Annotated in this window: 16 protein-coding genes and 1 tRNA gene; 4 read left to right on the top strand and 13 right to left on the bottom strand. The window is 61.4% G+C overall.

All coding sequences use genetic code 11. The features are described from left to right. Window positions 1-4 precede the first annotated feature (4 nt). Together pfkB and ptsP are read right to left on the bottom strand one after the other, a co-directional pair. A complete protein-coding gene (gene pfkB / locus ASC85_RS19380; RefSeq protein WP_057450941.1) occupies window positions 5-946 on the bottom strand; it encodes a 1-phosphofructokinase in 942 nt (313 codons plus the stop codon). Next, window positions 946-3810 carry a phosphoenolpyruvate--protein phosphotransferase gene (gene ptsP, locus ASC85_RS19375; RefSeq protein ID WP_057450940.1) on the bottom strand — a complete coding sequence of 955 codons (2865 nt, stop codon included), beginning with the start codon at window positions 3808-3810 and terminating at the stop codon, window positions 946-948. Before ptsP ends, pfkB begins: the two co-directional genes overlap by 1 nt. Window positions 3811-4098: 288 nt before the next feature. On the opposite strand from ptsP, the gene cra reads away from it, so the two are divergent. Both cra and ASC85_RS19365 read left to right on the top strand, forming a co-directional pair. Next, on the top strand, window positions 4099-5094 hold the full coding sequence (gene cra, locus ASC85_RS19370) for a catabolite repressor/activator (protein WP_057450939.1): 996 nt from the start codon (window positions 4099-4101) through the stop codon (window positions 5092-5094). Between the two features lie 20 nt (window positions 5095-5114). Further along, window positions 5115-5891 (top strand): TatD family hydrolase, encoded by a 777-nt coding sequence (locus tag ASC85_RS19365; RefSeq protein WP_057450938.1) that lies wholly within the window; start codon window positions 5115-5117, stop codon window positions 5889-5891. A gap of 150 nt (window positions 5892-6041) precedes the next feature. Here ASC85_RS19365 and ASC85_RS33915 read toward each other — a convergent pair whose 3' ends face one another. The 4 genes from ASC85_RS33915 to ASC85_RS19345 all read right to left on the bottom strand — a co-directional run bounded on the left by ASC85_RS33915 (window position 6042) and on the right by ASC85_RS19345 (window position 12031). Beyond that, entirely contained in the window at window positions 6042-6746 is a 705-nt protein-coding gene (locus ASC85_RS33915; RefSeq protein WP_430458897.1) for a methyl-accepting chemotaxis protein, read from the bottom strand. Between the two features lie 1625 nt (window positions 6747-8371). Next, complete coding sequence (gene ampE / locus ASC85_RS19355) at window positions 8372-9208, bottom strand: regulatory signaling modulator protein AmpE (protein WP_057450936.1); 837 nt, start codon at window positions 9206-9208, stop codon at window positions 8372-8374. Then, the gene (gene ampD / locus ASC85_RS19350) at window positions 9205-9765 is read right to left on the bottom strand and encodes a 1,6-anhydro-N-acetylmuramyl-L-alanine amidase AmpD (RefSeq protein ID WP_039010504.1); all 561 of its coding nucleotides are present in this window, start codon (window positions 9763-9765) and stop codon (window positions 9205-9207) included. Before ampD ends, ampE begins: the two co-directional genes overlap by 4 nt. A gap of 64 nt (window positions 9766-9829) precedes the next feature. Beyond that, window positions 9830-12031, bottom strand: coding sequence for a DUF1631 domain-containing protein (locus ASC85_RS19345; RefSeq protein ID WP_057450935.1), 2202 nt, complete (start codon window positions 12029-12031; stop codon window positions 9830-9832). 226 nt (window positions 12032-12257) lie between these two features. On the opposite strand from ASC85_RS19345, the gene nadC reads away from it, so the two are divergent. After that, entirely contained in the window at window positions 12258-13106 is an 849-nt protein-coding gene (gene nadC / locus ASC85_RS19340; RefSeq protein WP_003197731.1) for a carboxylating nicotinate-nucleotide diphosphorylase, read from the top strand. Window positions 13107-13187: 81 nt separating this feature from the next. Here nadC and ASC85_RS19335 read toward each other — a convergent pair whose 3' ends face one another. Further along, a complete protein-coding gene (locus tag ASC85_RS19335) occupies window positions 13188-13493 on the bottom strand; it encodes a DUF6388 family protein (RefSeq protein ID WP_053181942.1) in 306 nt (101 codons plus the stop codon). A 306-nt stretch (window positions 13494-13799) separates the two neighbouring features. On the opposite strand from ASC85_RS19335, the gene ASC85_RS19330 reads away from it, so the two are divergent. After that, window positions 13800-14348, top strand: coding sequence for a hypothetical protein (locus ASC85_RS19330; protein ID WP_057450934.1), 549 nt, complete (start codon window positions 13800-13802; stop codon window positions 14346-14348). A 9-nt stretch (window positions 14349-14357) separates the two neighbouring features. On the opposite strand, the gene ASC85_RS19325 is transcribed toward ASC85_RS19330, so the two are convergent. The 6 genes from ASC85_RS19325 to infB form a co-directional block, all read right to left on the bottom strand. Further along, window positions 14358-14433, bottom strand: a tRNA-Thr gene (locus ASC85_RS19325). A 125-nt stretch (window positions 14434-14558) separates the two neighbouring features. Beyond that, entirely contained in the window at window positions 14559-16664 is a 2106-nt protein-coding gene (pnp, locus tag ASC85_RS19320; protein ID WP_003197725.1) for a polyribonucleotide nucleotidyltransferase, read from the bottom strand. 194 nt (window positions 16665-16858) lie between these two features. Then, window positions 16859-17128 carry a 30S ribosomal protein S15 gene (rpsO, locus tag ASC85_RS19315; protein ID WP_003197723.1) on the bottom strand — a complete coding sequence of 90 codons (270 nt, stop codon included), beginning with the start codon at window positions 17126-17128 and terminating at the stop codon, window positions 16859-16861. Between the two features lie 143 nt (window positions 17129-17271). After that, a complete protein-coding gene (gene truB, locus ASC85_RS19310; protein ID WP_057450933.1) occupies window positions 17272-18189 on the bottom strand; it encodes a tRNA pseudouridine(55) synthase TruB in 918 nt (305 codons plus the stop codon). A gap of 3 nt (window positions 18190-18192) precedes the next feature. Next, window positions 18193-18594 (bottom strand): 30S ribosome-binding factor RbfA, encoded by a 402-nt coding sequence (rbfA, locus tag ASC85_RS19305; protein ID WP_003177871.1) that lies wholly within the window; start codon window positions 18592-18594, stop codon window positions 18193-18195. Between the two features lie 159 nt (window positions 18595-18753). Continuing rightward, window positions 18754-21273: a translation initiation factor IF-2 gene (gene infB, locus ASC85_RS19300; protein ID WP_057450932.1), complete on the bottom strand. Its 2520-nt coding sequence runs from the start codon at window positions 21271-21273 to the stop codon at window positions 18754-18756. Window positions 21274-21281: the final 8 nt, after the last annotated feature.

Here is a 21281-nt window from a genome sequence, read left to right as displayed (position 1 = left end):
CCTCTTATTGTTCTGTCAGGGGGCGCACGCGCACGCCCTGTTCAAGCGACGCCAGCAACGCGGTGTCGTGGATGCCAAAACCGATCTGCGTGACCGCCATGGCAGCGATGGCCGTGGCGGTGCGCAGCGTCTGTTCCGGGGTGTCGGCGCTGAGCAGGCCGTGCAGCATGCCCGCCAGCAGCGAATCCCCGGCACCCACGGTGCTGGCGACGCTGACCTTGGGTGGCGAGGCATGCAGCGCCGTACCGACACTGAACCAATTCACGCCATCGGCACCGTGGGAAATCACCACATGCTCGACGCCCTGGGCGTGCAGGCGCTGCGCCGCTTGCGCCTGGGCCAATTCGCTCACCACCTCGCAACCCAGCGCATCGGCCAGTTCTTCGGTGTTCGGCTTGATCAGCCACGGCCCCGCCGCCAGGGCGACACGCAAGGCTTCGCCACTGGTGTCGAGGGCCACGTTCAGGCCGAGTGTTTTCAAACGCGTGATCAAGGCCTGCAACCACTGCGGGCTGACACCCCGGGGCAAGCTGCCCGCCACCACAACCACGTCGTGGCCGGGGGCGATTTGCTCAAGGCGCGCCAGCAAGGCGTGCTGTGCGGCTTCATCAACCACCGGGCCCGGGCCGTTGAGGTCAGTGATGCGGCCGTCCTGCTCGGCCAGTTTGATATTGCTGCGAGTTTCGCCGGGAACACGGATAAAAGCATCGACAAACCCACGCTGGGCAAACAGCGTCTCGAACACCTGGGCATTGTCTTCGCCCAGAAAACCACTGACCGTCAGCGTATGGCCGAGATCGGCCAACACCTGGGCCACGTTCACACCCTTGCCGGCGGCGTGGGCGTGCATGGCGTCGCTGCGGTTGACCTGGCCCGGTTCCAGGCGCGCCAACTCCACCGTGAGGTCGAGCGCCGGGTTGAGGGTCAGGGTAAGAATCTTCGCCATTACAGCGCCTCCACTAATGCGCGCACGTCATCGGCGCTGCCCACGGCCAAGGCCTCTTGGGCCAAGGTTTGTACTTGCGTCAGGCTCAATTCGCGGACCCGCGCCTTGACCTCGGCAATGCTGCGGGCCGAGACACTCAGTTCGTCCACACCCAGGCCCACCAGCACCGGCACCGCCAGTGGGTCGGCCGCCAGTTCGCCACACACACCGACCCATTTGCCATGGGCATGGGCGGCGCGCACGGTGATGTCGATCAGTTGCAGCACGGCCGGGTGCAAGCCATCGGCCTGGGCCGAAAGGGTCGGATGACCACGGTCGATCGCCAGGGTGTATTGCGTCAGGTCGTTGGTGCCGACGCTGAAAAAATCGACTTCCTTGGCGAGCACCGGCGCCAGCAATGCGGCGGACGGCACTTCGATCATGATCCCCAGTTGCAGGTCTGCCACGGGAATTTCCCGGCGCAGGCGCTCGGTCATGTCCCGGGCCTGGCGCCACTCATCGACGCTGCCCACCATTGGGAACATGATTCGCAGCGGACGGCTGTCCGCCGAACGCAACAAGGCCCGCAGTTGCGCTTCCATGACCTGCGGACGCTGCAAGGTCAGGCGGATGCCACGCACACCGAGGAACGGGTTTTCTTCTTTCGCGATCGGCCAGTACGGCAGCGGCTTGTCACCGCCAACATCCAGTGTACGCACCACCAGCGGTCGACCGGCCAGGCCGTCGAGCACCTTGCGGTATTCGGCTTCCTGGGTCGCTTCGTCCGGGGCCTCGTTGTGGGCCATGAAAATCAGCTCGGTGCGCAACAGGCCAATGCCTTCGGCCCCCTGCTCCACCGCGCTGGCGACGCCGGCGCTTTCGCCAATGTTGGCGAACACTTCCACGGCATGACCGTCACGGGTCACCGCCGGTTCATGACGCTGCTCGGCGGCAACCTTGAGGCGCTGCTCGCGGGTGTCGCGTTCTTCCGCAGCCCGTTGCAAGGTGGCAGCGTCAGGGTCCACGTGCAGGCGACCGCGCTGGCCATCCAGCAGCAAGGACGTACCCGGCGCCAGCAGCAACACCGCCGCACCGGCGCCCACCAGCGCCGGAATGCCCAGGGCCCGGGCAACAATGGCGCTGTGGGCGGTGGCGCCGCCACGGGCGGTGAGGATCCCCGCCACCCGCGTCGGGTCCAGGCGGGCTACGTCGGACGGGCCGACTTCGTCCATCACCAGGATGTAGGGTTGATCGGGTTCGTTCGGGGTTTCGACACCGCACAGTTGCGCCAGCACACGACGGCCGACGTCGCGCAGATCGGCGGCACGTTCGGCCAGCAAGGCGTCCTGCAAGGCTTCCTGTTCTTTCGCGGCGGCTTCAACCACCCCCATCCACGCCGCCTGCGCACTCTCGCCCAGCTTCAAGCGAGTGTCGACTTCGTCGCTCAGCTCCGGGTCGTCGAGCATTTCCTGGTGGGTGATGAAGATCTCGCGGATGGCCTTGGCCTTGGCGCGTTCGATCAGGCCTTGGATATCGCGGCGCACCTGGCTCAAGGCGTTTTGCAGGCGCTCGCGCTCGATGGCCGCCGACTCACCGCGCAACGGGTAGTCGATGGCCTGCAATACCTGGATGTGGGCCGGGCCGATGGCGATGCCCGGGGCGGCGGCGACGGCCTGGATCTGGCTGCCTGATTCGGGCGCCAACACGACAGTCGCCACTTCGGCTATCACGGTTTCCCGCGGCGCACTCGGCGGCGGCAGCGGTTCAACCTCTTCGCCAAGGCCTTCTTCGATGGCCGCCAGCAGCGCCGGCAACGCATCGGCAGCAATGCTCGGCTCGGCGATGAATTCCAGGACCTGACCGCGACGGGCGCCCAGGCTCAACAGCTTGCTCAGGCTCTTGGCCGATACGGCGCTGTCCTGGCCGTCGACGATGCGCACGCGGATCTCGCCTTCGAAGCTTTTCGCCAACTGGGCGAGGATCTTCGCCGGGCGTGCATGCAGGCCATGGGCATTGGCCAGGCCGATGCGCGCGCTGGGCCAGTCGGCGGGCAATTCGCCGCCGAGCACTTCCAGCACCTTGCGGCTGCTGGTGGCGCGACCCAGTTCGTGGCCGCGACCTTCGATCAGCAAGGCGCAGAGTCTTTCCAGCAGGGCCTGGTGGGCCTCGCCGAGGCTGGCGAGGCAGAACAGCCCGCTCAACGGTTGACCCAGGTAGCGGATGGGTTTGTCCGGCGTGACGAATGCCAGACCCGGACGCTTGACGGTCTGTTCGCTGTGCAGCCACCACAAGCCGTCACCCAGGGGCAGCGCATCGACTTGCTGCAACACCCCGGCAAAGCCGTTGCTCACGCAATCGGCCTGGCGCAGCAGGCGAGCGCCGCGCCATACCAGTTCTTCAAAATCGTCAGCCGACACACCAAGACCGATCATCTGGGCATCCAGGGCCAGTTCCTGCGGCGCGCCTTGCAGCAGCTTCAGCAACGCTTCGGCGGAACCGGCACGGCGCAGGGCCTGGCCCAGGTCCGTCTCGCCGAGGGCGCGGGTCAGCAGTTGCAGCAGGCGCAGGTGTTCGTCGGACTTGGCCGCGATACCGATCGCCAGGTAGACGATATGGCCGTCGCCCCAATCCACACCCTCGGGGAATTGCAGCAGGCGCACACCGGTCGAATGAACCAGGTCGCGGGTCTGCGGAGTGCCGTGGGGGATGGCAATACCTTGGCCAAGAAAGGTCGAGCCCTGGGCTTCGCGAGCCTGCAAGCCAGCGAGGTAACCCTCAGCCACCAAGCCATCGGCCACCAGTTTGTCGGCGAGCAGTTGCAGTGCAGCGTCTTTATCCACAGCCGTCTGAGCCATGGATATCTGCTCTAGAGTGAGCTCGAGCATGCTTTCTCCTTTTTGGCGTCCGGTTGGCGCCAGGTATTGTTTTGAATGAATCAGCTTAGCGTTGCAGGATGACTTTTGGCGTGATCACGGCAGAAGGGCCAAAAATCCTGCTAGCCTTGAAAATACGCTTGCTGAAACGTTTAATCTAGAAAGATTGGCACGTTACTCGATAATCTCTCATCCTTGAAGTGCAACTTGTCGTAAGCGCTTGGACGGTGACCGTCGGCTTGAATCGGGTAGGATGGCCCTTATTGTCGGGGCTAACTCGAAAAAACAAGGAAAACCGGGTTGAAACTCAGTGATATTGCCCAACTGGCCGGTGTGTCCGTGACCACCGCCAGCTATGTCATCAACGGCAAGGCCGAACAACAACGCATCAGCAGCGCCACCGTCGAACGGGTGCGGGCGGTGGTCCTGGAGCACGGCTTCACGCCCAATCCCCAGGCCGCCGGGCTGCGCAGTCGCCACACTCGCACCCTGGGTTTTATCCTGCCAGACCTGGAAAACCCCAGTTACGCACGCATCGCCAAGCTGCTGGAACAAGGGGCACGGGCGCGGGGCTACCAGTTGCTGATCGCCAGTTCCGACGACGCACCCGACAGTGAACGGCAACTGTTGCAGTTGTTCCGCGCCCGCCGCTGCGATGCGCTGATCGTCGCCAGTTGCCTGCCGGCCGGCGACGACAGCTACCTGCAGTTGCAGGCCAAGGGCATTCCGATCATCGCCATCGACCGGGTCATGGACCCTGCGCGGTTCTGCTCGGTGATCAGCGACGACCGCCAGGCCAGCCTGCAACTGACGCGCAGCCTGCTGCAGACCCACCCTCGGCAAATCGCGCTGATCAGCGCTCGTCCCGAGTTGAGCATCAGCCAGGAACGGACCGCCGGTTTTCGCGAAGCCTTGGCCGGGTTCGAGGGCCAGGTATTGATCGAGCATGGCGAGTCGTTCAGCCGTGAATGCGGTCGCCAGTTGATGGATGAAATGCTCGCACGCCTGGGGCATCTGCCCGACGCGCTGATCACCACGTCCTACGTGCTGCTGCAAGGGGTGTTCGACGCCCTCCACGATTTCCCGCTCAAGTCGCGGCCGCTGCGCCTGGGCACGTTTGGTGACACGCAGTTGCTGGATTTCCTGCCGCTGCCGGTCAATGCCATGTCCCAGCAGCACCAACTGATCGCCGAAAAAGCCTTGGAACTGGCCCTGGCGGCCATCGAAAACAATGACTATCAGCCAGGCGTGCAGGCCATCGCGCGGACGTTCAAGCAGCGTATTCACCAGGGCTGACGCTTCTTCAGGATTGATGCATGGAGTTGATCGACACCCACACCCACCTGGATTTTCCAGATTTTGACGCGGACCGTCCGGCACTGCTGGCCGAAAGCCGCGCCTTGGGCGTGCGGCAAATGGTGGTACTGGGCGTGTACCGGGACAACTGGCAGCGGGTCTGGGACCTGGTGCAAAGCGACCCGGACCTGCATGCCGCATTGGGCCTGCACCCGGTGTACCTCGATCAGCACCGACCCGACGACGTGGCGCTGCTACGCGAGTGGCTGAGCCGCCTGGCCGGACACCGGCAATTGTGTGCGGTGGGGGAAATCGGCCTGGATTACTACATCCCGACCCTGGACCGCGAACACCAGCAGGCGCTGTTTGAAGCACAACTGCAACTGGCGGTGGAGTTCGAGCTGCCGGCTCTGATCCATGTGCGCCGCAGCCATGCCACCGTGATCGCGACCCTCAAGCGCATGGGGCCCAAACGCACCGGGATCATCCACGCCTTCGCCGGCAGTTTTGAAGAGGCCCGCGAGTACATCAAGCTCGGCTTCAAGCTCGGCCTGGGCGGCGCCGCGACCTGGCCCCAGGCCTTGCGCATGCACCGGGTGCTGGCAAAATTGCCGCTGGACGCGGTGGTGCTGGAAACCGATTCCCCGGACATGGCCCCGGCGATGTTCCCCGGCCAACGGAACAGCCCGGCGCATTTGCCGGCGATTTGTGAGGCGTTGGCCGGGATCATGGGTATCAGCCCAGAACGCTTGGCCGAGGCCAGTACGGCCAATGCCCGCCAACTGTTCAACTGGTAAAAAAACCTGTGGGAGCGAGCTTGGTGGGAGCAAAGCTTGCTCGCGATCCAGGCACCGCAGTACTCAAGAGACCGCGGTGTTTTCATCGCGGGCAAGCCTTGCTCCCACCAAGCTCGCTCCCACATTGGACCTGCGGTGAATCAGCGGCAATCACACCCGAAACGCATTGATCAATTGCTTGAGCTGCACCACTTGGGCGGACAGTTCGCGGCTGGCGTTTTCGGTCTGATGAGCACCTTCGGCGGTGCGTTCGCCGGCGCGGTTGATCTCGACGATGTTCTGGTCGATGTCATGGGCCACCGCCGTCTGCTGCTCTACTGCGGCGGCGATCTGCTGGTTCTGGTCGACGATCATGCCGACGGCACCGAGGATATTTTCCAAAGCCTGCTGGACCTTTTCCGATTGGCCGACCGTACCGTTGGCCATCTCATGGCTGGTGCCCATCGCCTTGACCGCAGCACCGACACCACCATGCAGGCGGGTGATCATCGCTTCGATTTCTTCGGTCGATTGCTGGGTTCGCTTGGCCAGGGTCCGCACCTCATCGGCCACCACCGCAAAGCCGCGCCCTTGCTCACCGGCCCGGGCCGCTTCAATGGCGGCATTGAGGGCCAGCAGGTTGGTCTGCTCGGCGATGCTCTTGATCACATCCAGCACGCGACTGATGGCCTGGCTGTCGGTCGCCAGTTGATTGATCACCTGCACGGACTGATCGATCTCGCTGGCCAAGCGGGCGATGCTGCCCTGCTGGGACTCCACCAACCCGCGCCCACTGAGGGTTTCGTCGTTCACGCTGTGGGCACTGCTCACGGCGGCGGCGGCACTGCGGGCAACCTCCTGGGCCGTGGCCGACATCTGGTTCATCGCCGTAGCCACCAATTCGATCTGGCTGCGCTGGCCGGCGACGGCCTGGTTGCTCTGGGCCGAAACCGTTTCCACCTGCCCGGCCTGGCGTTCGACTTCGGCGACGGTGCGGCCGACCTGTTCGATCAGGTCATGGATCTTCGCCACCGTACCGTTGAACACTTCACCCAATTCGCCCAGCTCATCCTTGCTGCGGGCGACAAAATTGACCGTCATGTCCCCCGCCGCCACCTTGTCCATCATCCGCCCCAGATGCTGGAGCGTGGTGCGGGTCGAGGCGTAGAAACCGGCGTACAGGTAAAAAATCAACAGGAACACCAGCACCAGCGCCACGGCTTGCAGCACCATGTGGCTGCGGTTCTGCTCCAGGCGCTGCTGCAACTGCACGCCGAGAAAGCCCTGGGTCGCTTCGTTCAGCCGATAAGTCTGCTCCATCAGGCCGCTGACCTGCTCAAAGAATGCCGGCCAGGGCGCATCGAGGGTGTCGGCCATCACCACCTGCTCCTCGATCAGTTCCGAGGCTTTCTTGAGGGCGCTCTTGCTGCCATCGGCCTGGGCTGCCAGGGTTTGTCCAGCCGCCTGGCTGGAGCCGAGGGCGTCCTGCAGTTTCAAGTCGTACTCGCCCTGGAGCTTTTCGATCTGCGCCAGCAACTCGTCGAAGCGGGTGCTCGACGCCGAATTGAGAAACCCCAGCCCCAACGAGGACGCGCCCAATGCCCGGCCTTCGCCGAGAATCTGGGTAACCTTGGGGGTCGTGCCGATGATCAACTCGCTGAGCTGGCGGATGTCGCTCTGGTTGTCGCGGCTCAGCCCCGCCTGGCTGGCGATGATCTGGCCGAACATCTGGGCGCTGTTGAGCAACTTGCCGATCAGCGCACTTTTGCTCTGCAAGGAGCTTTCGGCCTGCTGGGCCTTGAAAGCTCCGATCATTTCGTCGCGCTTGGCCTCGAAGGCACTGACCTGCTCTGGCTCGGTGGCCACGGGGGTCATGCCTTGCAGCCGCGCGAGGACCTGTTGTTCCAGGCTGCCGATCTTCGCTTCGACATCACCGGCCTTGCCGGACTGGCCCAGGCTGGCGTTGATCTGCACCAGGTTATTGAGGGTTTCCAGGTCCCGGCGCAGGGTCAGGCTGCTGCCCAGCAGGTCGAGGCTTTGCAGTTCCACTTGCGTGCCCTGGAATTCCCGATAGGAATCGCGCACCAGAAAGAAGTTGGTCACCAGCATTGGCAACAGGAACAGCACGCTGATCAGGCTGAACTTCATGCCGAAGCTCAGGCGGTTCATCAGCGCGACGGCGGGCCAGAGCAAACTCTTCACAAGGAAGTCTCCCGGTAGTGTTCTTATTGTTATGAGCTCGCGCACGGAGACAGCAGAAAGCCACTATTCGGGCGCTGTCCCTGTATAGCCTAAATCGGCGGGGAGATTTGTAACTTAAGGTTAACGGTGTAGGAGCTGTGTAGGAGCTGTCGAGTGCAACGAGGCTGCGATCTTTCCCCAAGCACTTGAGTCCCAAGCGAAAGATCAAAAGATCGCAGGCTTCGCCAGCTCCTACAGAGCCGAGCGGGAGCAAGCTCCCTCGCCACAAAAGCGCCTGGCCACAACCTTGCTTAGGTTGATCAGGCCAACACCGTCCACAACGCAAACCCGGCATACCAGAGCACCGCTGCACGCAGCAGCAGTTCCCAGAGGCGATCCAGGCTGTTGATGCCGTCCGGTCCGGCGACGGGCCGGGGGATCTCGCCGGCCACCAGGCCGACTTTGTCGATGAGGGCAGCGGCGCTGATGTTCCAGTTCAGCAGCTCATGCAGCATGACCCGGCTGACCGCGACGAAATTCCCCACCAGGGCGAAGCTCGCCGCCAGCAACCGCACCGGCACCCAATCGAAGGCATGGCGCATTTGCGCGGCCCGCTCGGCCACGCCGGGGTTCTGGCTGTGCTCGGCGGCCAGCGCCAGCAGTCGATAACTCAGGGCGGCGACCGGGCCCAACACGAAGTACCAGAAAATCACCGCGAAGAAGCTCTGGTAGGCCTGCCACAACAAATGCCCCTGGACCCACCCCAGCAACTGCTCACCGTCATCGGCTTCAATGTCCAGGTCGCGCTTGGCGACATGGGCCGCCGCTTGCAGGTCTTCCCGACGCCACGCGTCGCGAAACGGCCCGAGGCCGGCCAGCAGATCACCGCGCCCCAGGCTGTAAATCACCACCAGTAAATGCACCGGCAGCGCCAACAGACCGTAGGCGACCGGCTCCAGCACCCACAACAGCAACGCCAGCAGCGCCACGGGCAGCAAAACCATCACCGTCAGCACCAGCCAGGGTCGGTTGACCCAACGTGGGCTCGCCTCGAGCTTGTTCAGCTCGTGCAGCCAACCGCCGTCACGCTGGACCCGCTGGCGCAAGGCCGAGAACTTCTCGATCCAGACGGCCAGCAGCAACACCAGAAAACTCATTGTCCTTCCCCTTCTGTCAGGGCCGCACGATAGCGCACCCAGTCAAATGCCGGTCCCGGATCGGTCTTGCGCCCCGGTGCGATGTCACTGTGCCCACAGATACGCTGCACAGTGATCGCCCTGAACGCCGCTTGCAACTGCCGGGTCAGATCCACCAACGCGGCATATTGCGCGTCGGTGAACGGCAGATCATCCGTGCCCTCAAGCTCGATGCCCAGGGAAAAATCGTTACAGGTCTCACGCCCCTCGAAGCACGAGACACCCGCATGCCACGCACGATCCAGACAAGAGACAAACTGGGTCACGGCGCCGTCACGCTCGATCAGGAAATGCGCAGAGACGCGCAGGTCGGCGATACCGACAAAGTAGGGATGTTCCGTGACATCCAGACGATTCTGGAAGAATTCCTGCACCTTGCCCGTGGCGAATTGTGCCGGTGGCAGGCTGATGTTGTGGATCACCAGCAGGGAGATTTCGCCTTCGGGGCGCGCATTGAAGTTGGGCGATGGGCAATGACGTATCCCGTCGCACCAACCGCTCGCGGAGTCCAACTGCATACAGGTTCCTTCGATGACGACGGTGAATGTCGCCAGTATGCCGTGATCGGACCGGGCTGCGCGATCACTTGCCGCGATTGAGCTGACGCAGATTGCCCAGCACCGACTCCAGCGCGCGGTCGAACAACAGGGTGTCGTCCAGCAGCCGCGCCGCGCCCCGGCGAAACTCCAGGGCCAGGCTGGTGCGGCTATGCTCCAGTACCTTGAGGCCGGTGCGATTGACGAAGACGTATTTGCCGGTGGCCTCGATGATCGCCGCCAGCTTGCAACGCAAGGTGTTGTCATCGTCCTCTTGGAACTCGACCCAGCTTCCCAGGTGCAACTGGTCGACCTGCAGCAGGCCCACGTCATCGGCGGGCAAATGCACCGCCACGCTCTCCCCCGCCGACTTTTGAGGGGGGCGCAAGACGATTTTTTCCAGCACCTGGACCATGACCGGTGAAGTGAACGACTGGGCCTGTTCCGTCGCTTGGCCCGTGCGCTCGAGCGCCTGCACATGCAGGGCTTCCAGCTCACTGAAAAACTCGCTGGTGGCGAACGGGTCGAACGCCGAGCGACTCAAGCCTTCACGCAGGGCCTTGAGCAATTCGGGCACTATCGCCAGCAAACGCAGGCCAGCATCGGGTTCGTCGTGAGGCTGGACGCTCCAGATCAATTGCTCCAGGGTCAAGACGTCGGCCTGCCACTCGGCGGAATACTTGCCATGCTTGAAGCAGGTCAGCAGCAACACTTGGCTCCAGGCGTGTTGCACGAACTCCACCACGGCTTGCGGCAGGACTTTGCCCAACATCACCTGGTTCAGCGCCCCTTCGACGCGCTGGCGCGCCAGTTCGGCCTTGGCCCGGCCCTCTTCGGCATCGCGGATGCGCTGTTCGAGCAGCTCACTGCGGCGCCGCTCGTCACTGGTGAAGGCCAGGAAGTCGGCCAGCAGTTCAGAGAAAATTGCCGGGTCATCGACAAAATCATTCAATAAGCGCTGCACCACCTGCTCGATGCGCTGGTAGAGGCTGTCGCGCTGATGATCGTCGCAATCACCCCAGCCCATGGCCGCGGCCGCGATTTCGTTAAGCAGCCGCCGGGCCGGATGATTGCCACGGCTGAAGAAACTCTTGTCCTGCACCGCGACCTTGAGCATCGGAATTTGCAGGCGGCCGATCAGGGCCTTGAAGGAGTCTGGCAGGTTGTGATCGTCGAGGATGAATTCGAACATCATCGAGATCAGGTTGATCACGTCTTCATCGGCGCCTTCGACCACGCGAGACTTGCCACTCCTGACGCTGACCCGGGTCAACAGCTGTTCGAGCTGGCTACGCAAATCGAATTCGTCGTGAACGGTAGGCGCCGGCACGTATTGCTGCAAATGAGAGAGCAACCGCAACAGGTCACGGGTAGAAATCGGCTGGGGCGGCACGCTGGGCTCCAGGGTCGGCGCCACGGTGCCACGCACCTGCATCAACAGCTTCTGCAGGGCGGCGAACACTTCCTGCACGCTGTCATCGACCTCGGCATCGCTGGGCTTGGCAGCCGTCTCGGCGTCGGGCCTGGGATTGTCCTCGGCGCGATCCGACGCCCGGCGCGCCAGCGTAACCTTGAGTTCTGGCAGGATGCCCGTGGCGGCCAGCAACTGGTTGGCCTCGGTATAGAGTTGGTCGCAATCGCTGAGCACATAACGCTCGAACAGCTTGAGCAGGATCAGCTTGACCTTGATTCCCACGCCCAGGTTGCGCCCGGCCTGCAGGAACTTCTCGCACAGCAATGCCGGGCTCAGGGGATTGTGCTGATTGGCCAGCGGTCGGGCCAGCAGCACACTGAGCCGGGCCGTCAGTTGTTCCAGCGACACGCCATCGCGCCTGAGCACCCGAGTGACCATCGCCTCGACCGCCAGTTGCCGCTCCAGGTCGTCCTGGGAGCGCTGGATCGGGCTGTCTGGCGCCAAGCTGGTGTGGGTCAGGTCGTATTGGGCGAGACTGACGAAAGTCTCGAAAAACTGCTCGATAAATTCACGTTCGATGCTTTTACGCTTCAGGCGCAGGTCACGCATGGCCTCGAAGTACAGGTTCTGCTCGACGTCGTCGCGCGCCCGGTCGGCCATTTCAAACAAGGTGTCGTCGGCGTTATCGAACAGCCCCTGCAAGCCCAGGCGCAACTGCTGGGCGGCCTTGTCGCGAACCTGAAGCAGAATCACAGGCAGGCGGGCGAGCGGCGAAGGATTCGCCTGATCGGTAGCGACCTTGTGCAAAGGCACTACATTCCCGTCGTTGTGCATCCTGGCCTCCTGAAACGGCTTTCTGCGGCTCGCAACGTCAAAGCTATGACGTCAATTGAAAGGCGGATTATCGGGTAAAACAACCCTGTCGCACCAGCACACTCTGTGATCCATCTCGAAATACGGCGCAATAAGTGACCTGGGAAATGAGGAAATGTTGCGAGGACGCGACCAAATGCAGGTTTCGACACCCTATAATCAAGCCACTTTGTTTGTGGAGCCCGTTATGCCGAATCTACGTCTCGCCGATCTGACCGCCGAAATCGAAGCCAACGTGCGCCGTGCGTTGCTTGAAGACATCGGCAGCGGCGACATCACCGCGCAACTGATCCCCGCCGAACGCCTGGCCAAGGCCACCATCATTACCCGCGACGCGGCGATCATCAGTGGCACGGCCTGGGTCGATGCCGTGTTCCGGCAACTGGACCCACGTGTCGCGGTGCATTGGCAAGTGCGCGACGGCGACCGGGTCAACCCCGATCAAGCGCTGTTCCACCTGGAAGGCCCGGCCCGCTCGCTGCTGACCGGCGAACGCAGCGCGCTGAACTTCCTGCAAATGCTTTCCGGCGTTGCCACGCGGGCCCGTTACCTGGCCGACTTTGTCGCCGGTACCCAGGTCAAGCTGCTGGACACCCGCAAGACCCTGCCGGGGCTGCGCCTGGCCCAGAAGTACGCGGTCACCTGCGGTGGCTGCCACAACCACCGCATCGGCCTGTACGATGCCTTCCTGATCAAGGAAAACCACATCGCCGCCTGCGGCGGGATCGCCCAGGCCATCGCTGCCGCCCACAAGATCGCACCGGGCAAACCGGTGGAAGTCGAAGTGGAAAGCCTGGCGGAATTGAAGGAAGCGCTGGCAGCCAACGCCGACATCATCATGCTCGACGAACTGAGCCTGGACGACATGCGTGAAGCCGTGCGCCTCAATGGCGGCAAGGCGAAACTGGAAGCCAGCGGCGGGATCAACGAAAGTACGTTGCGCCCGATTGCCGAGACTGGGGTGGACTACATCTCGATCGGCGCGATGACCAAGGATGTGAAGGCAGTGGATCTGTCGATGCGACTCAGTCTCTGAGCAGCTTCAAGCCCCAAGCTGCAAGCTTCAAGCCGCTCCGTGCTTGTCTTGCAGCTTGTAGCTTGTAGCTTGTAGCTGCTTTTAAACTACAAGATTGTTCATCTCGCAGTACTCATCCCATTCCACACCCAGCACCTCGGCCGCTTCCTTGTGCAACGCAAGGCGCTGCGCCTCGAATTCTTCAGGTGTGCTGGTGTACTTGAGCGTCAACTCCCAAGGCTGCAGCCCCTGGGCTTCGGCCTCGTCCTCGAACGCCCATTGGATCTGGTCTTTTTGATCATCGGCAGACAAGTCCTTGATCTCTTCCAGCAACTGGGGCGCATCCAACACGTACTTCTTCAGCGCTTCTTCGTGCCTGGCTTCCTGGGTCAATTCTTTAACAGTCATGGCGTTCTCGTTGATCTGGGGAATGGAAGATGGATCTGGATCATCAAGGATCTCTCTGACGCAAAAAAACCGTGTGAAGCCCGGTTTATCTGGCCTTCAGAACCATTCGGGGATCATCTGAAAACTGCTGGGCGATGCACATGCAGGCAATGAATATAGGACGTTTTGCCGACGATTTACATGGTTCTTTACATCTATCCCACAAAAAAACCATGCGCATGAGAAACCAGGAGAGCTTGGGAACATCTGTCAAAATAACCAGTCATAGCCATGTGCCATGTCGGCACCTCACAAGGAACCCCAGTGATGCGCAGCTTTTCGAAACGTTCGTCGACCCGGCTTGCAACCGCGACCCTGCTGCTCGGCAGCCTGACCTTGACCGGCGTTGCCCAAGCGGCTGTTGAAGTCTCCTCCGATAGGCCGTCTTCCGACGACGCCATTCCTGCCCTTCGTTATGACCGATTTGATAAGTACGTACTCGTCAAGACCGATGTCAGCGTCAGCGCCTTGGAAAACCTGCCAAAAACCGTGAAGAACAACGCCGAGGAACTGGAAAGCCAGAAACGCGTCCTCAGCGAGCAGGCCCGTCAGATCGAAGAACTCAAGCGCAACAGTGGCTCCAGCTCCACCTCCAGCAGCAAGGAGATCGACGAGCTCAAGCGCACCATTAAGGAACAGGAACGCGACCTGAACGATCTGGGCAAGCAAGTGGAAGAACTCAAGCGCAATAGCGGCTCCAGTTCGAGTTCGAGCAACAGCGAGATTTCGTCCCTGAAACGGGAGCTCAGCGATCAGGATCGCGAGATGGATCAGCTCAAACGCACGGTCGAGGAACTGAGCAGGAAAGTGAAATAACGAGGGGGATGGTGCCCGAGACAGGAATCGAACCTGCGACCTTCGCGTTACGAGTGCGCTGCTCTACCGACTGAGCTACACGGGCGGTGGCTAAACCTAGCATCGTCCCCTGTGGCCAGGCAACCCGCGACACAGGGATTTTCACCACACAGCAAAACGCCCCGAACCAGTCGGGGCGTTTGCTTGTTCAGCAGTCAGGCGAAGGGGTGATTAAACGCCCGATGCCTTGGCTGCTGCGACGTCCTTGATGGACAGCTTGATACGGCCGCGGTTGTCCACGTCCAGTACCAGCACTTCCACTTCCTGGCCTTCTTTGAGGATGTCGGTCACTTTCTCGACGCGAGCATCGCTCAGCATGGAGATGTGAACCAGACCGTCCTTGCCCGGCAGGATGTTGACGAACGCGCCGAAGTCGACGATGCGCTCAACCTTGCCGACGTAGATCTTGCCGATCTCGGCTTCTGCGGTGATACCCAGGACGCGCTGGCGTGCTGCCTCTGCCGCTTCCTTGGTTTCGCCGAAGATCTTGATCGAGCCGTCGTCTTCGATGTCGATCGAAGCCTTGGTTTCTTCACAGATCGCACGGATGGTCGCGCCGCCTTTACCGATGACATCACGGATTTTGTCGGTGTCGATTTTCATCGCGATCATGGTCGGAGCATTTTCCGACAGTTCGGTACGGGACTGACCGATGATCTGGTTCATCTGACCGAGGATGTTCAGGCGCGCTTCCAGGGCCTGGCCCAGGGCGATTTCCATGATCTCTTCGGTGATGCCCTTGATCTTGATGTCCATCTGCAGTGCGGTGACGCCTTTGGCGGTACCGGCCACTTTGAAGTCCATGTCGCCCAGGTGGTCTTCGTCACCCAGGATGTCGGTCAGGACGGCGAATTTCTCGCCCTCTTTAACCAGACCCATGGCGATACCGGCAACCGGCGCCTTCATCGGCACACCGGCGTCCATCAGGGCCAGGGAAGCGCCGCAGACCGAAGCCATCGAGCTCGAACCGTTGGACTCGGTGATTTCCGATACCACGCGGATGGTGTACGGGAACACGTCAGCGGCTGGCAGCATGGCCTGGACCGAACGACGGGCCAGACGGCCGTGACCGATTTCGCGGCGACCGGCGCCACCCATGCGACCACACTCGCCCACCGAGAACGGAGGGAAGTTGTAGTGCAGCATGAACGGGTCTTTCTTTTCGCCTTCCAGGGTGTCCAGCAGTTGCGCGTCACGGGCGGTGCCCAGTGTTGCAACGACCAGCGCCTGGGTTTCGCCACGGGTGAACAGTGCCGAACCGTGGGTCTTTGGCAGGACGCCGACTTCGATGTTCAGCGGACGTACGGTGCGGGTGTCGCGACCGTCGATACGTGGCTTGCCGTTGACGATGTTTTCGCGAACGGTGCGGTATTCGATTTCACCGAAAGCGGCTTTGACGTCGCTGGCCGATGGCTGGCCTTCTTCGCCGGACAGCTTGGCAACGACCTGGTCTTTCAGCTCGCCCAGGCGTGCATAACGGTCGGCCTTGACGGTGATGGTGTAGGCCTGGGAGATCGCTTCGCCGAACTCGGCACGGATCGCGCCCAGCAGTTCGGTGGCTTCGGCTTGCGGAGCCCAGGTCCAGGTTGGCTTGGCGGCTTCGGCGGCCAGTTCCTTGACGGCGTTGATCACCACCTGGAACTCGTCGTGGGCGAACAATACGGCGCCCAGCATCTGGTCTTCGGTCAGCTCTTTGGCTTCGGATTCAACCATCAGCACGGCTTCGGAAGTACCGGCCACGACCATGTCCAGGCTCGAGGCTTTCAGTTGCTCGTAGGTCGGGTTCAGCAGGTAGCCGGTGCTTTCGTGGAACGCAACGCGGGCAGCGCCGATCGGGCCATCGAAAGGAATGCCGGAGATCGCCAGGGCAGCCGAGGTACCGATCATCGCAGCGATGTCCGGATCGGTTTTCTTGCTGGTGGACACGACGGTGCAGACAACCTGCACTTCGTTCATGAAGCCTTCTGGGAACAGCGGACGGATCGGACGGTCGATCAGTCGGGAAGTCAGGGTTTCTTTCTCGGAAGGACGGCCTTCGCGTTTGAAGAAACCGCCAGGGATCTTACCGGCAGCGTAAGTCTTTTCCTGGTAGTGAACAGACAGAGGGAAGAAGCCCTTGCCTGGATCGGCTTGCTTGGCACCGACAACGGTCACCAATACGCTGACGTCGTCGTCAACGGTGACCAGCACTGCGCCGGAGGCCTGACGGGCGATACGGCCAGTCTCGAGGGTAACGGTCGACTGACCGAACTGGAATTTTTTGATTACCGGGTTCACGGTGTCCTACCTTCTTTGTGGCTCTTGGGGAACTTGTCTTCTTGCGAAATTCTTGGGCAATGGCGGGAATCGGCCCGACGTCTGTCCAGGGTAAAACGTGTATCCAGATAAAACTTGAGGCTGGGAGCCTGCCATGCGCCAGCGGGAAACCCACTGACGTACGACAGACCACCAACCTCTAGCGCAATCGCTGATTAGCGACGCAGACCCAGGCGAGCGATCAGAGCGCTGTAACGGCTCACGTCCTTGCCTTTCAGGTAGTCCAGCAGCTTACGACGCTGGTTTACCATGCGGATCAGACCACGACGGGAGTGGTGATCTTTACCGTTGGCCTTGAAGTGACCTTGCAGTTTGTTGATGTTGTGGGTCAGCAGTGCAACTTGCACTTCTGGCGAACCAGTGTCACCAACAGCTTGCTGGTAGTCAGCTACGATTTGAGCTTTTTCTTGAACGTCGAGAGCCATGAGGCAATCCTTTTAGTCAGGAAACTGTTTCAGGGAAACAGCTTCAACAGGCCAGGGACAAATCCCTGTATCTATAAATGAGTAGTGACCGTGCCTGTTAACAGCCACACTCGCCAACCTGCTGTTACGCAGGCTGGTTCCGGTCATTCCGACCGAATCAGTCGACGCGGCGCAATGCGCCCGTCTTCGCTCACTTCACCGATACCGATGAAGCGACCGTTATGATCCTGCACCCGGACCATGCCGAACTTCGGCGCATCCGGGGCACGTACCGGCTGGCCGTTGAGCCAGTAGAACGCACTGTGTTCCGAGAACTGCAACAGTGGCCAATCCAGCAACCCGCTGTCCGATGGCATCAGGAAACGGTCGACCGCTTCGTTGCCGCCTTCGGCATGTACCGCTTCAAGCTCTTCCAGCGTGACCGTCTGGGCCAACGTGAAAGGCCCGGCCTGGGTCCGTCGCAATTCTGCCACGTACGCGCCACAGCCGAGCTGTTCACCAATATCCTCCACCAGGGTCCGGATATAGGTGCCCTTGCTGCAATCCACGGCCAGCCGCGCAGTATTACCGTCAAAGGCCAGCAATTCCAAGCGCGCAATAGTAACAGAACGCGGCTCGCGCTCCACTACTTCGCCTGCTCGGGCCAGTTTATACAAGGGCTGGCCATCACGCTTCAGCGCCGAGTACATCGGCGGTATCTGACTGATTTGCCCACGAAATCTCGGCAACACCGCTTCGATATCAGCCTGACCAACGGTCACCGGGCGCTCGAGCAAAACCTCACCTTCGGCATCCGCCGTGGTGGTGGTCTTGCCCAGTTGCGCCAGGGTTTCATAGCCCTTGTCGGAATCGAGCAGGTACTGAGAAAACTTGGTCGCCTCGCCAAAGCACAGCGGCAGCACGCCGGTGGCCAGCGGATCGAGGCTACCGGTATGCCCGGCCTTTTCGGCATTGAGCAGCCAGCGAACCTTCTGCAACGCCGCGTTGGACGTGAACCCCAGCGGCTTGTCGAGCAGGATGATACCGCTGACATTACGACGGATACGTTTGACCTGAGCCACCGACTACTCCTTGGTGTCTTCGGGTTCAGCCGCAACCGGGTGCTGGCTGTCTTCAGCCACGGCGCGTTCGATCAGGGCCGACAGATGCGCACCACGCACGACGCTTTCGTCGTAGTGGAAGTGCAGCTGTGGGACGCTGCGCAGCTTCATCTCCCGGGCCAGCTGCATACGCAGGAAGCCGGCGGCCGAGTTGAGCACCTTGATGCTCTGGGCGATTTCTTCGGCGCTGTCCTGGCCCATCACGGTGATGAAAATCTTGGCATGACCGACGTCACGACTGACTTCCACTGCGGTAATGGTGACCAGGCCGACGCGCGGGTCTTTGACTTCGCGACGGATCAGTTGGGCCAGCTCACGCTGCATCTGATCGCCGATTCGTTGGGTACGGCTGTATTCTTTTGCCATGTCTTGTTACCTGTTACTGCCCCACGGTGAAACCCGCGAGGTCTGAAAGCGGCAAACGCCCGGCCTGGCAAAAGCCAGACCGGGCGTTGCGTTTAGAGTCCGCCAGCAAGGCAGCGCATGTTCATGCGGCTACCCGGCGCGGCTCTTGAAGTGCGCGAGTCAGAGGCTGCGAGCAACCTGGACCTTCTCGAAGACTTCGATCTTGTCGCCGACCTTGACGTCGTTGTAGCTCTTGACGCCAATACCGCATTCCATGCCGGCACGTACTTCGGAAGCGTCATCCTTGAAGCGGCGCAGGGATTCCAGCTCGCCTTCGAAGATCACGATGTCTTCACGCAGTACACGGATCGGACGGTTACGGTGAACAACACCTTCGATCACCATGCAACCGGCGATGGCACCAAACTTCGGCGAACGGAATACGTCGCGAACTTCGGCCACACCCAGGATGTTCTCCCGGACGTCGCTGCCCAGCATACCGGTCAACGCTTTCTTGACGTCTTCGATGATGTCGTAGATCACGTTGTAGTAACGCATATCCAGGCCTTCCTGCTCGACGATCTTGCGAGCGCCGGCATCGGCACGCACGTTGAAGCCGAACAATACAGCGTTGGAGGCCAGTGCCAGGTTGGCGTCGGATTCGGTGATACCACCAACACCGCCACCGACCACACGCACTTGCACTTCGTCGTTACCCAGGCCATTCAAGGCACCGTTCAACGCTTCGAGCGAACCACGGACGTCGGATTTGAGGACGATGTTGAGCGTCTTCTTCTCTTCCTGACCCATGTTCTCGAAGATGTTTTCCAGCTTGCCAGCGTGAGCACGAGCCAGTTTGACTTCGCGGAACTTGCCTTGACGGAACAGAGCCACTTCACGGGCTTTCTTCTCGTCAGCCACAACGCTCATCTCGTCGCCAGCATCCGGAGTACCGTCCAGGCCGAGGATCTCGACCGGGATAGCGGGACCTGCTTCCTTGATGGACTTGCCGTTCTCGTCGAGCATGGCACGTACACGGCCGTAGTTCGAACCGACCAGCACCATGTCGCCTTGGCGCAGGGTACCGTCTTGAACCAGGACGGTCGCAACCGGGCCACGGCCCTTGTCGAGGCGCGATTCTACAACCACACCACGGCCAGGAGCCGAAGGTGTAGCGGTCAATTCCAGAACCTCGGCTTGCAACAGAACGGCTTCGAGCAGTTCGTCAACGCCGGTACCCATCTTCGCCGAGACCGGAACGAATGGAGTGTCGCCACCCCACTCTTCGGAGGTCACGCCGTGGACCGACAGTTCGCTGCGGATGCGATCGAGATCGGCGCCCGGCTTGTCGATCTTGTTCACCGCAACCACCAGCGGCACGCCAGCTGCCTTGGCATGCTGAACGGCTTCGATGGTTTGCGGCATCACGCCGTCGTCCGCTGCAACCACCAGGATCACGATGTCGGTCGCCTTGGCACCACGGGCACGCATCGCGGTAAACGCGGCGTGACCCGGGGTGTCGAGGAACGTCACCATGCCGCGGTCGGTTTCAACGTGGTAGGCGCCGATGTGCTGGGTAATGCCGCCAGCCTCACCTGCCGCAACCTTCGCACGACGAATATAGTCGAGCAGGGACGTTTTACCGTGGTCAACGTGACCCATGACGGTCACGACCGGAGCACGGGAAACCGCCTCACCTTCAAACTTCAGGGACTCGGCCAGGGAATCTTCCAGGGCGGTGTCGCTGACCAGGGTCACTTTGTGGCCCAGCTCTTCAGCAACCAGTTGGGCAGTTTCCTGGTCCAGTACCTGGTTGATAGTGGCTGGCGTACCCAGCTTGAACATGAACTTGATGATTTCAGCAGCCTTGACCGACATCTGCTGGGCCAGATCGCCCACAGTGATGGTCTCGCCGATCTTCACTTCACGCACGACAGGGCCGGTAGGGCTCTGGAAACCGTGGGCGTTGCGCTTCTTCAGCTTGGCCTTGCCGCGACCGCCACGACGGAAGCCATCGCTTTCCTCGTCGGTGGTACGTGGCGCAACGCGTGGCGCTGGCGCCTTTTCCTTGACCGAAGCACGATGAGGCGCGTTCTTGCGCTCGCCATCACCACTGCCACGACGGTTGTCGTCTGCACGTGGTTTGTCCGGACGACGCTGTTCGTCGCGCTTGCGAGTATCGGCCGGAGCCGGAGCCGCAGCCACGACTGGAGCGGCTTCGCGCACAGGTTCGGCTACCGGGGCGACAGCCTCGACGGCTTCTACCGGAGCAGCTTGCGCAGCAGCAGGCTGGCGACGCGCTTCTTCTTCGGCGCGACGCTTGGCTTCTTCTTCAGCCTTCTGACGAGCAGCATTTTCTACTGCGCGACGTTCTTCCTGTTCGCGTTTGCGCTCGGCTTCGATTTCTTCCGGGCTGCGCTGTACGAAGACTTTCTTCTTGCGTACTTCAACGCTGATGCTTTTGCTACCGGCAACACGCAGGGTGCTGGTGGTTTTACGCTGCAGAGTGATCTTGCGCGGTTCTTCCACTTTCGCCTTGTGACTGCTCTTCAGGTGAGTCAGCAGGGACTGCTTCTCACTGTCGGTCACATGTTCCTCGGCGGCGGTGTGCGGCAGACCTGCCTCACGCATCTGCTGCAACAGGCGCTCTACCGGTGTTTTGACCTCATCGGCCAGTTGTTTCACCGTGACTTGCGTCATGCACTTCT

The organism is Pseudomonas sp. Root401 (assembly GCF_001425105.1).
Lineage (GTDB): Bacteria > Pseudomonadota > Gammaproteobacteria > Pseudomonadales > Pseudomonadaceae > Aquipseudomonas > Aquipseudomonas brassicacearum.
This window is presented reverse-complemented; position numbering and strand designations above follow the sequence as displayed.

What these genes read in the sequence shown, in the direction of transcription:
- pfkB (WP_057450941.1), bottom strand. Translation starts at nt 946, where the DNA reads ATGGCGAAGATTCTTACCCTGACCCTCAACCCGGCGCTCGACCTCACG.
- ptsP (WP_057450940.1), bottom strand. Translation starts at nt 3,810, where the DNA reads ATGCTCGAGCTCACTCTAGAGCAGATATCCATGGCTCAGACGGCTGTG.
- ASC85_RS19365 (WP_057450938.1), top strand. Translation starts at nt 5,115, where the DNA reads ATGGAGTTGATCGACACCCACACCCACCTGGATTTTCCAGATTTTGAC.
- ASC85_RS33915 (WP_430458897.1), bottom strand. Translation starts at nt 6,746, where the DNA reads ATGTCGGCCACGGCCCAGGAGGTTGCCCGCAGTGCCGCCGCCGCCGTG.
- ampE (WP_057450936.1), bottom strand. Translation starts at nt 9,208, where the DNA reads ATGAGTTTTCTGGTGTTGCTGCTGGCCGTCTGGATCGAGAAGTTCTCG.
- ampD (WP_039010504.1), bottom strand. Translation starts at nt 9,765, where the DNA reads ATGCAGTTGGACTCCGCGAGCGGTTGGTGCGACGGGATACGTCATTGC.
- ASC85_RS19345 (WP_057450935.1), bottom strand. Translation starts at nt 12,031, where the DNA reads ATGCACAACGACGGGAATGTAGTGCCTTTGCACAAGGTCGCTACCGAT.
- nadC (WP_003197731.1), top strand. Translation starts at nt 12,258, where the DNA reads ATGCCGAATCTACGTCTCGCCGATCTGACCGCCGAAATCGAAGCCAAC.
- ASC85_RS19335 (WP_053181942.1), bottom strand. Translation starts at nt 13,493, where the DNA reads ATGACTGTTAAAGAATTGACCCAGGAAGCCAGGCACGAAGAAGCGCTG.
- ASC85_RS19330 (WP_057450934.1), top strand. Translation starts at nt 13,800, where the DNA reads ATGCGCAGCTTTTCGAAACGTTCGTCGACCCGGCTTGCAACCGCGACC.
- rpsO (WP_003197723.1), bottom strand. Translation starts at nt 17,128, where the DNA reads ATGGCTCTCGACGTTCAAGAAAAAGCTCAAATCGTAGCTGACTACCAG.
- rbfA (WP_003177871.1), bottom strand. Translation starts at nt 18,594, where the DNA reads ATGGCAAAAGAATACAGCCGTACCCAACGAATCGGCGATCAGATGCAG.
- infB (WP_057450932.1), bottom strand. Translation starts at nt 21,273, where the DNA reads ATGACGCAAGTCACGGTGAAACAACTGGCCGATGAGGTCAAAACACCG.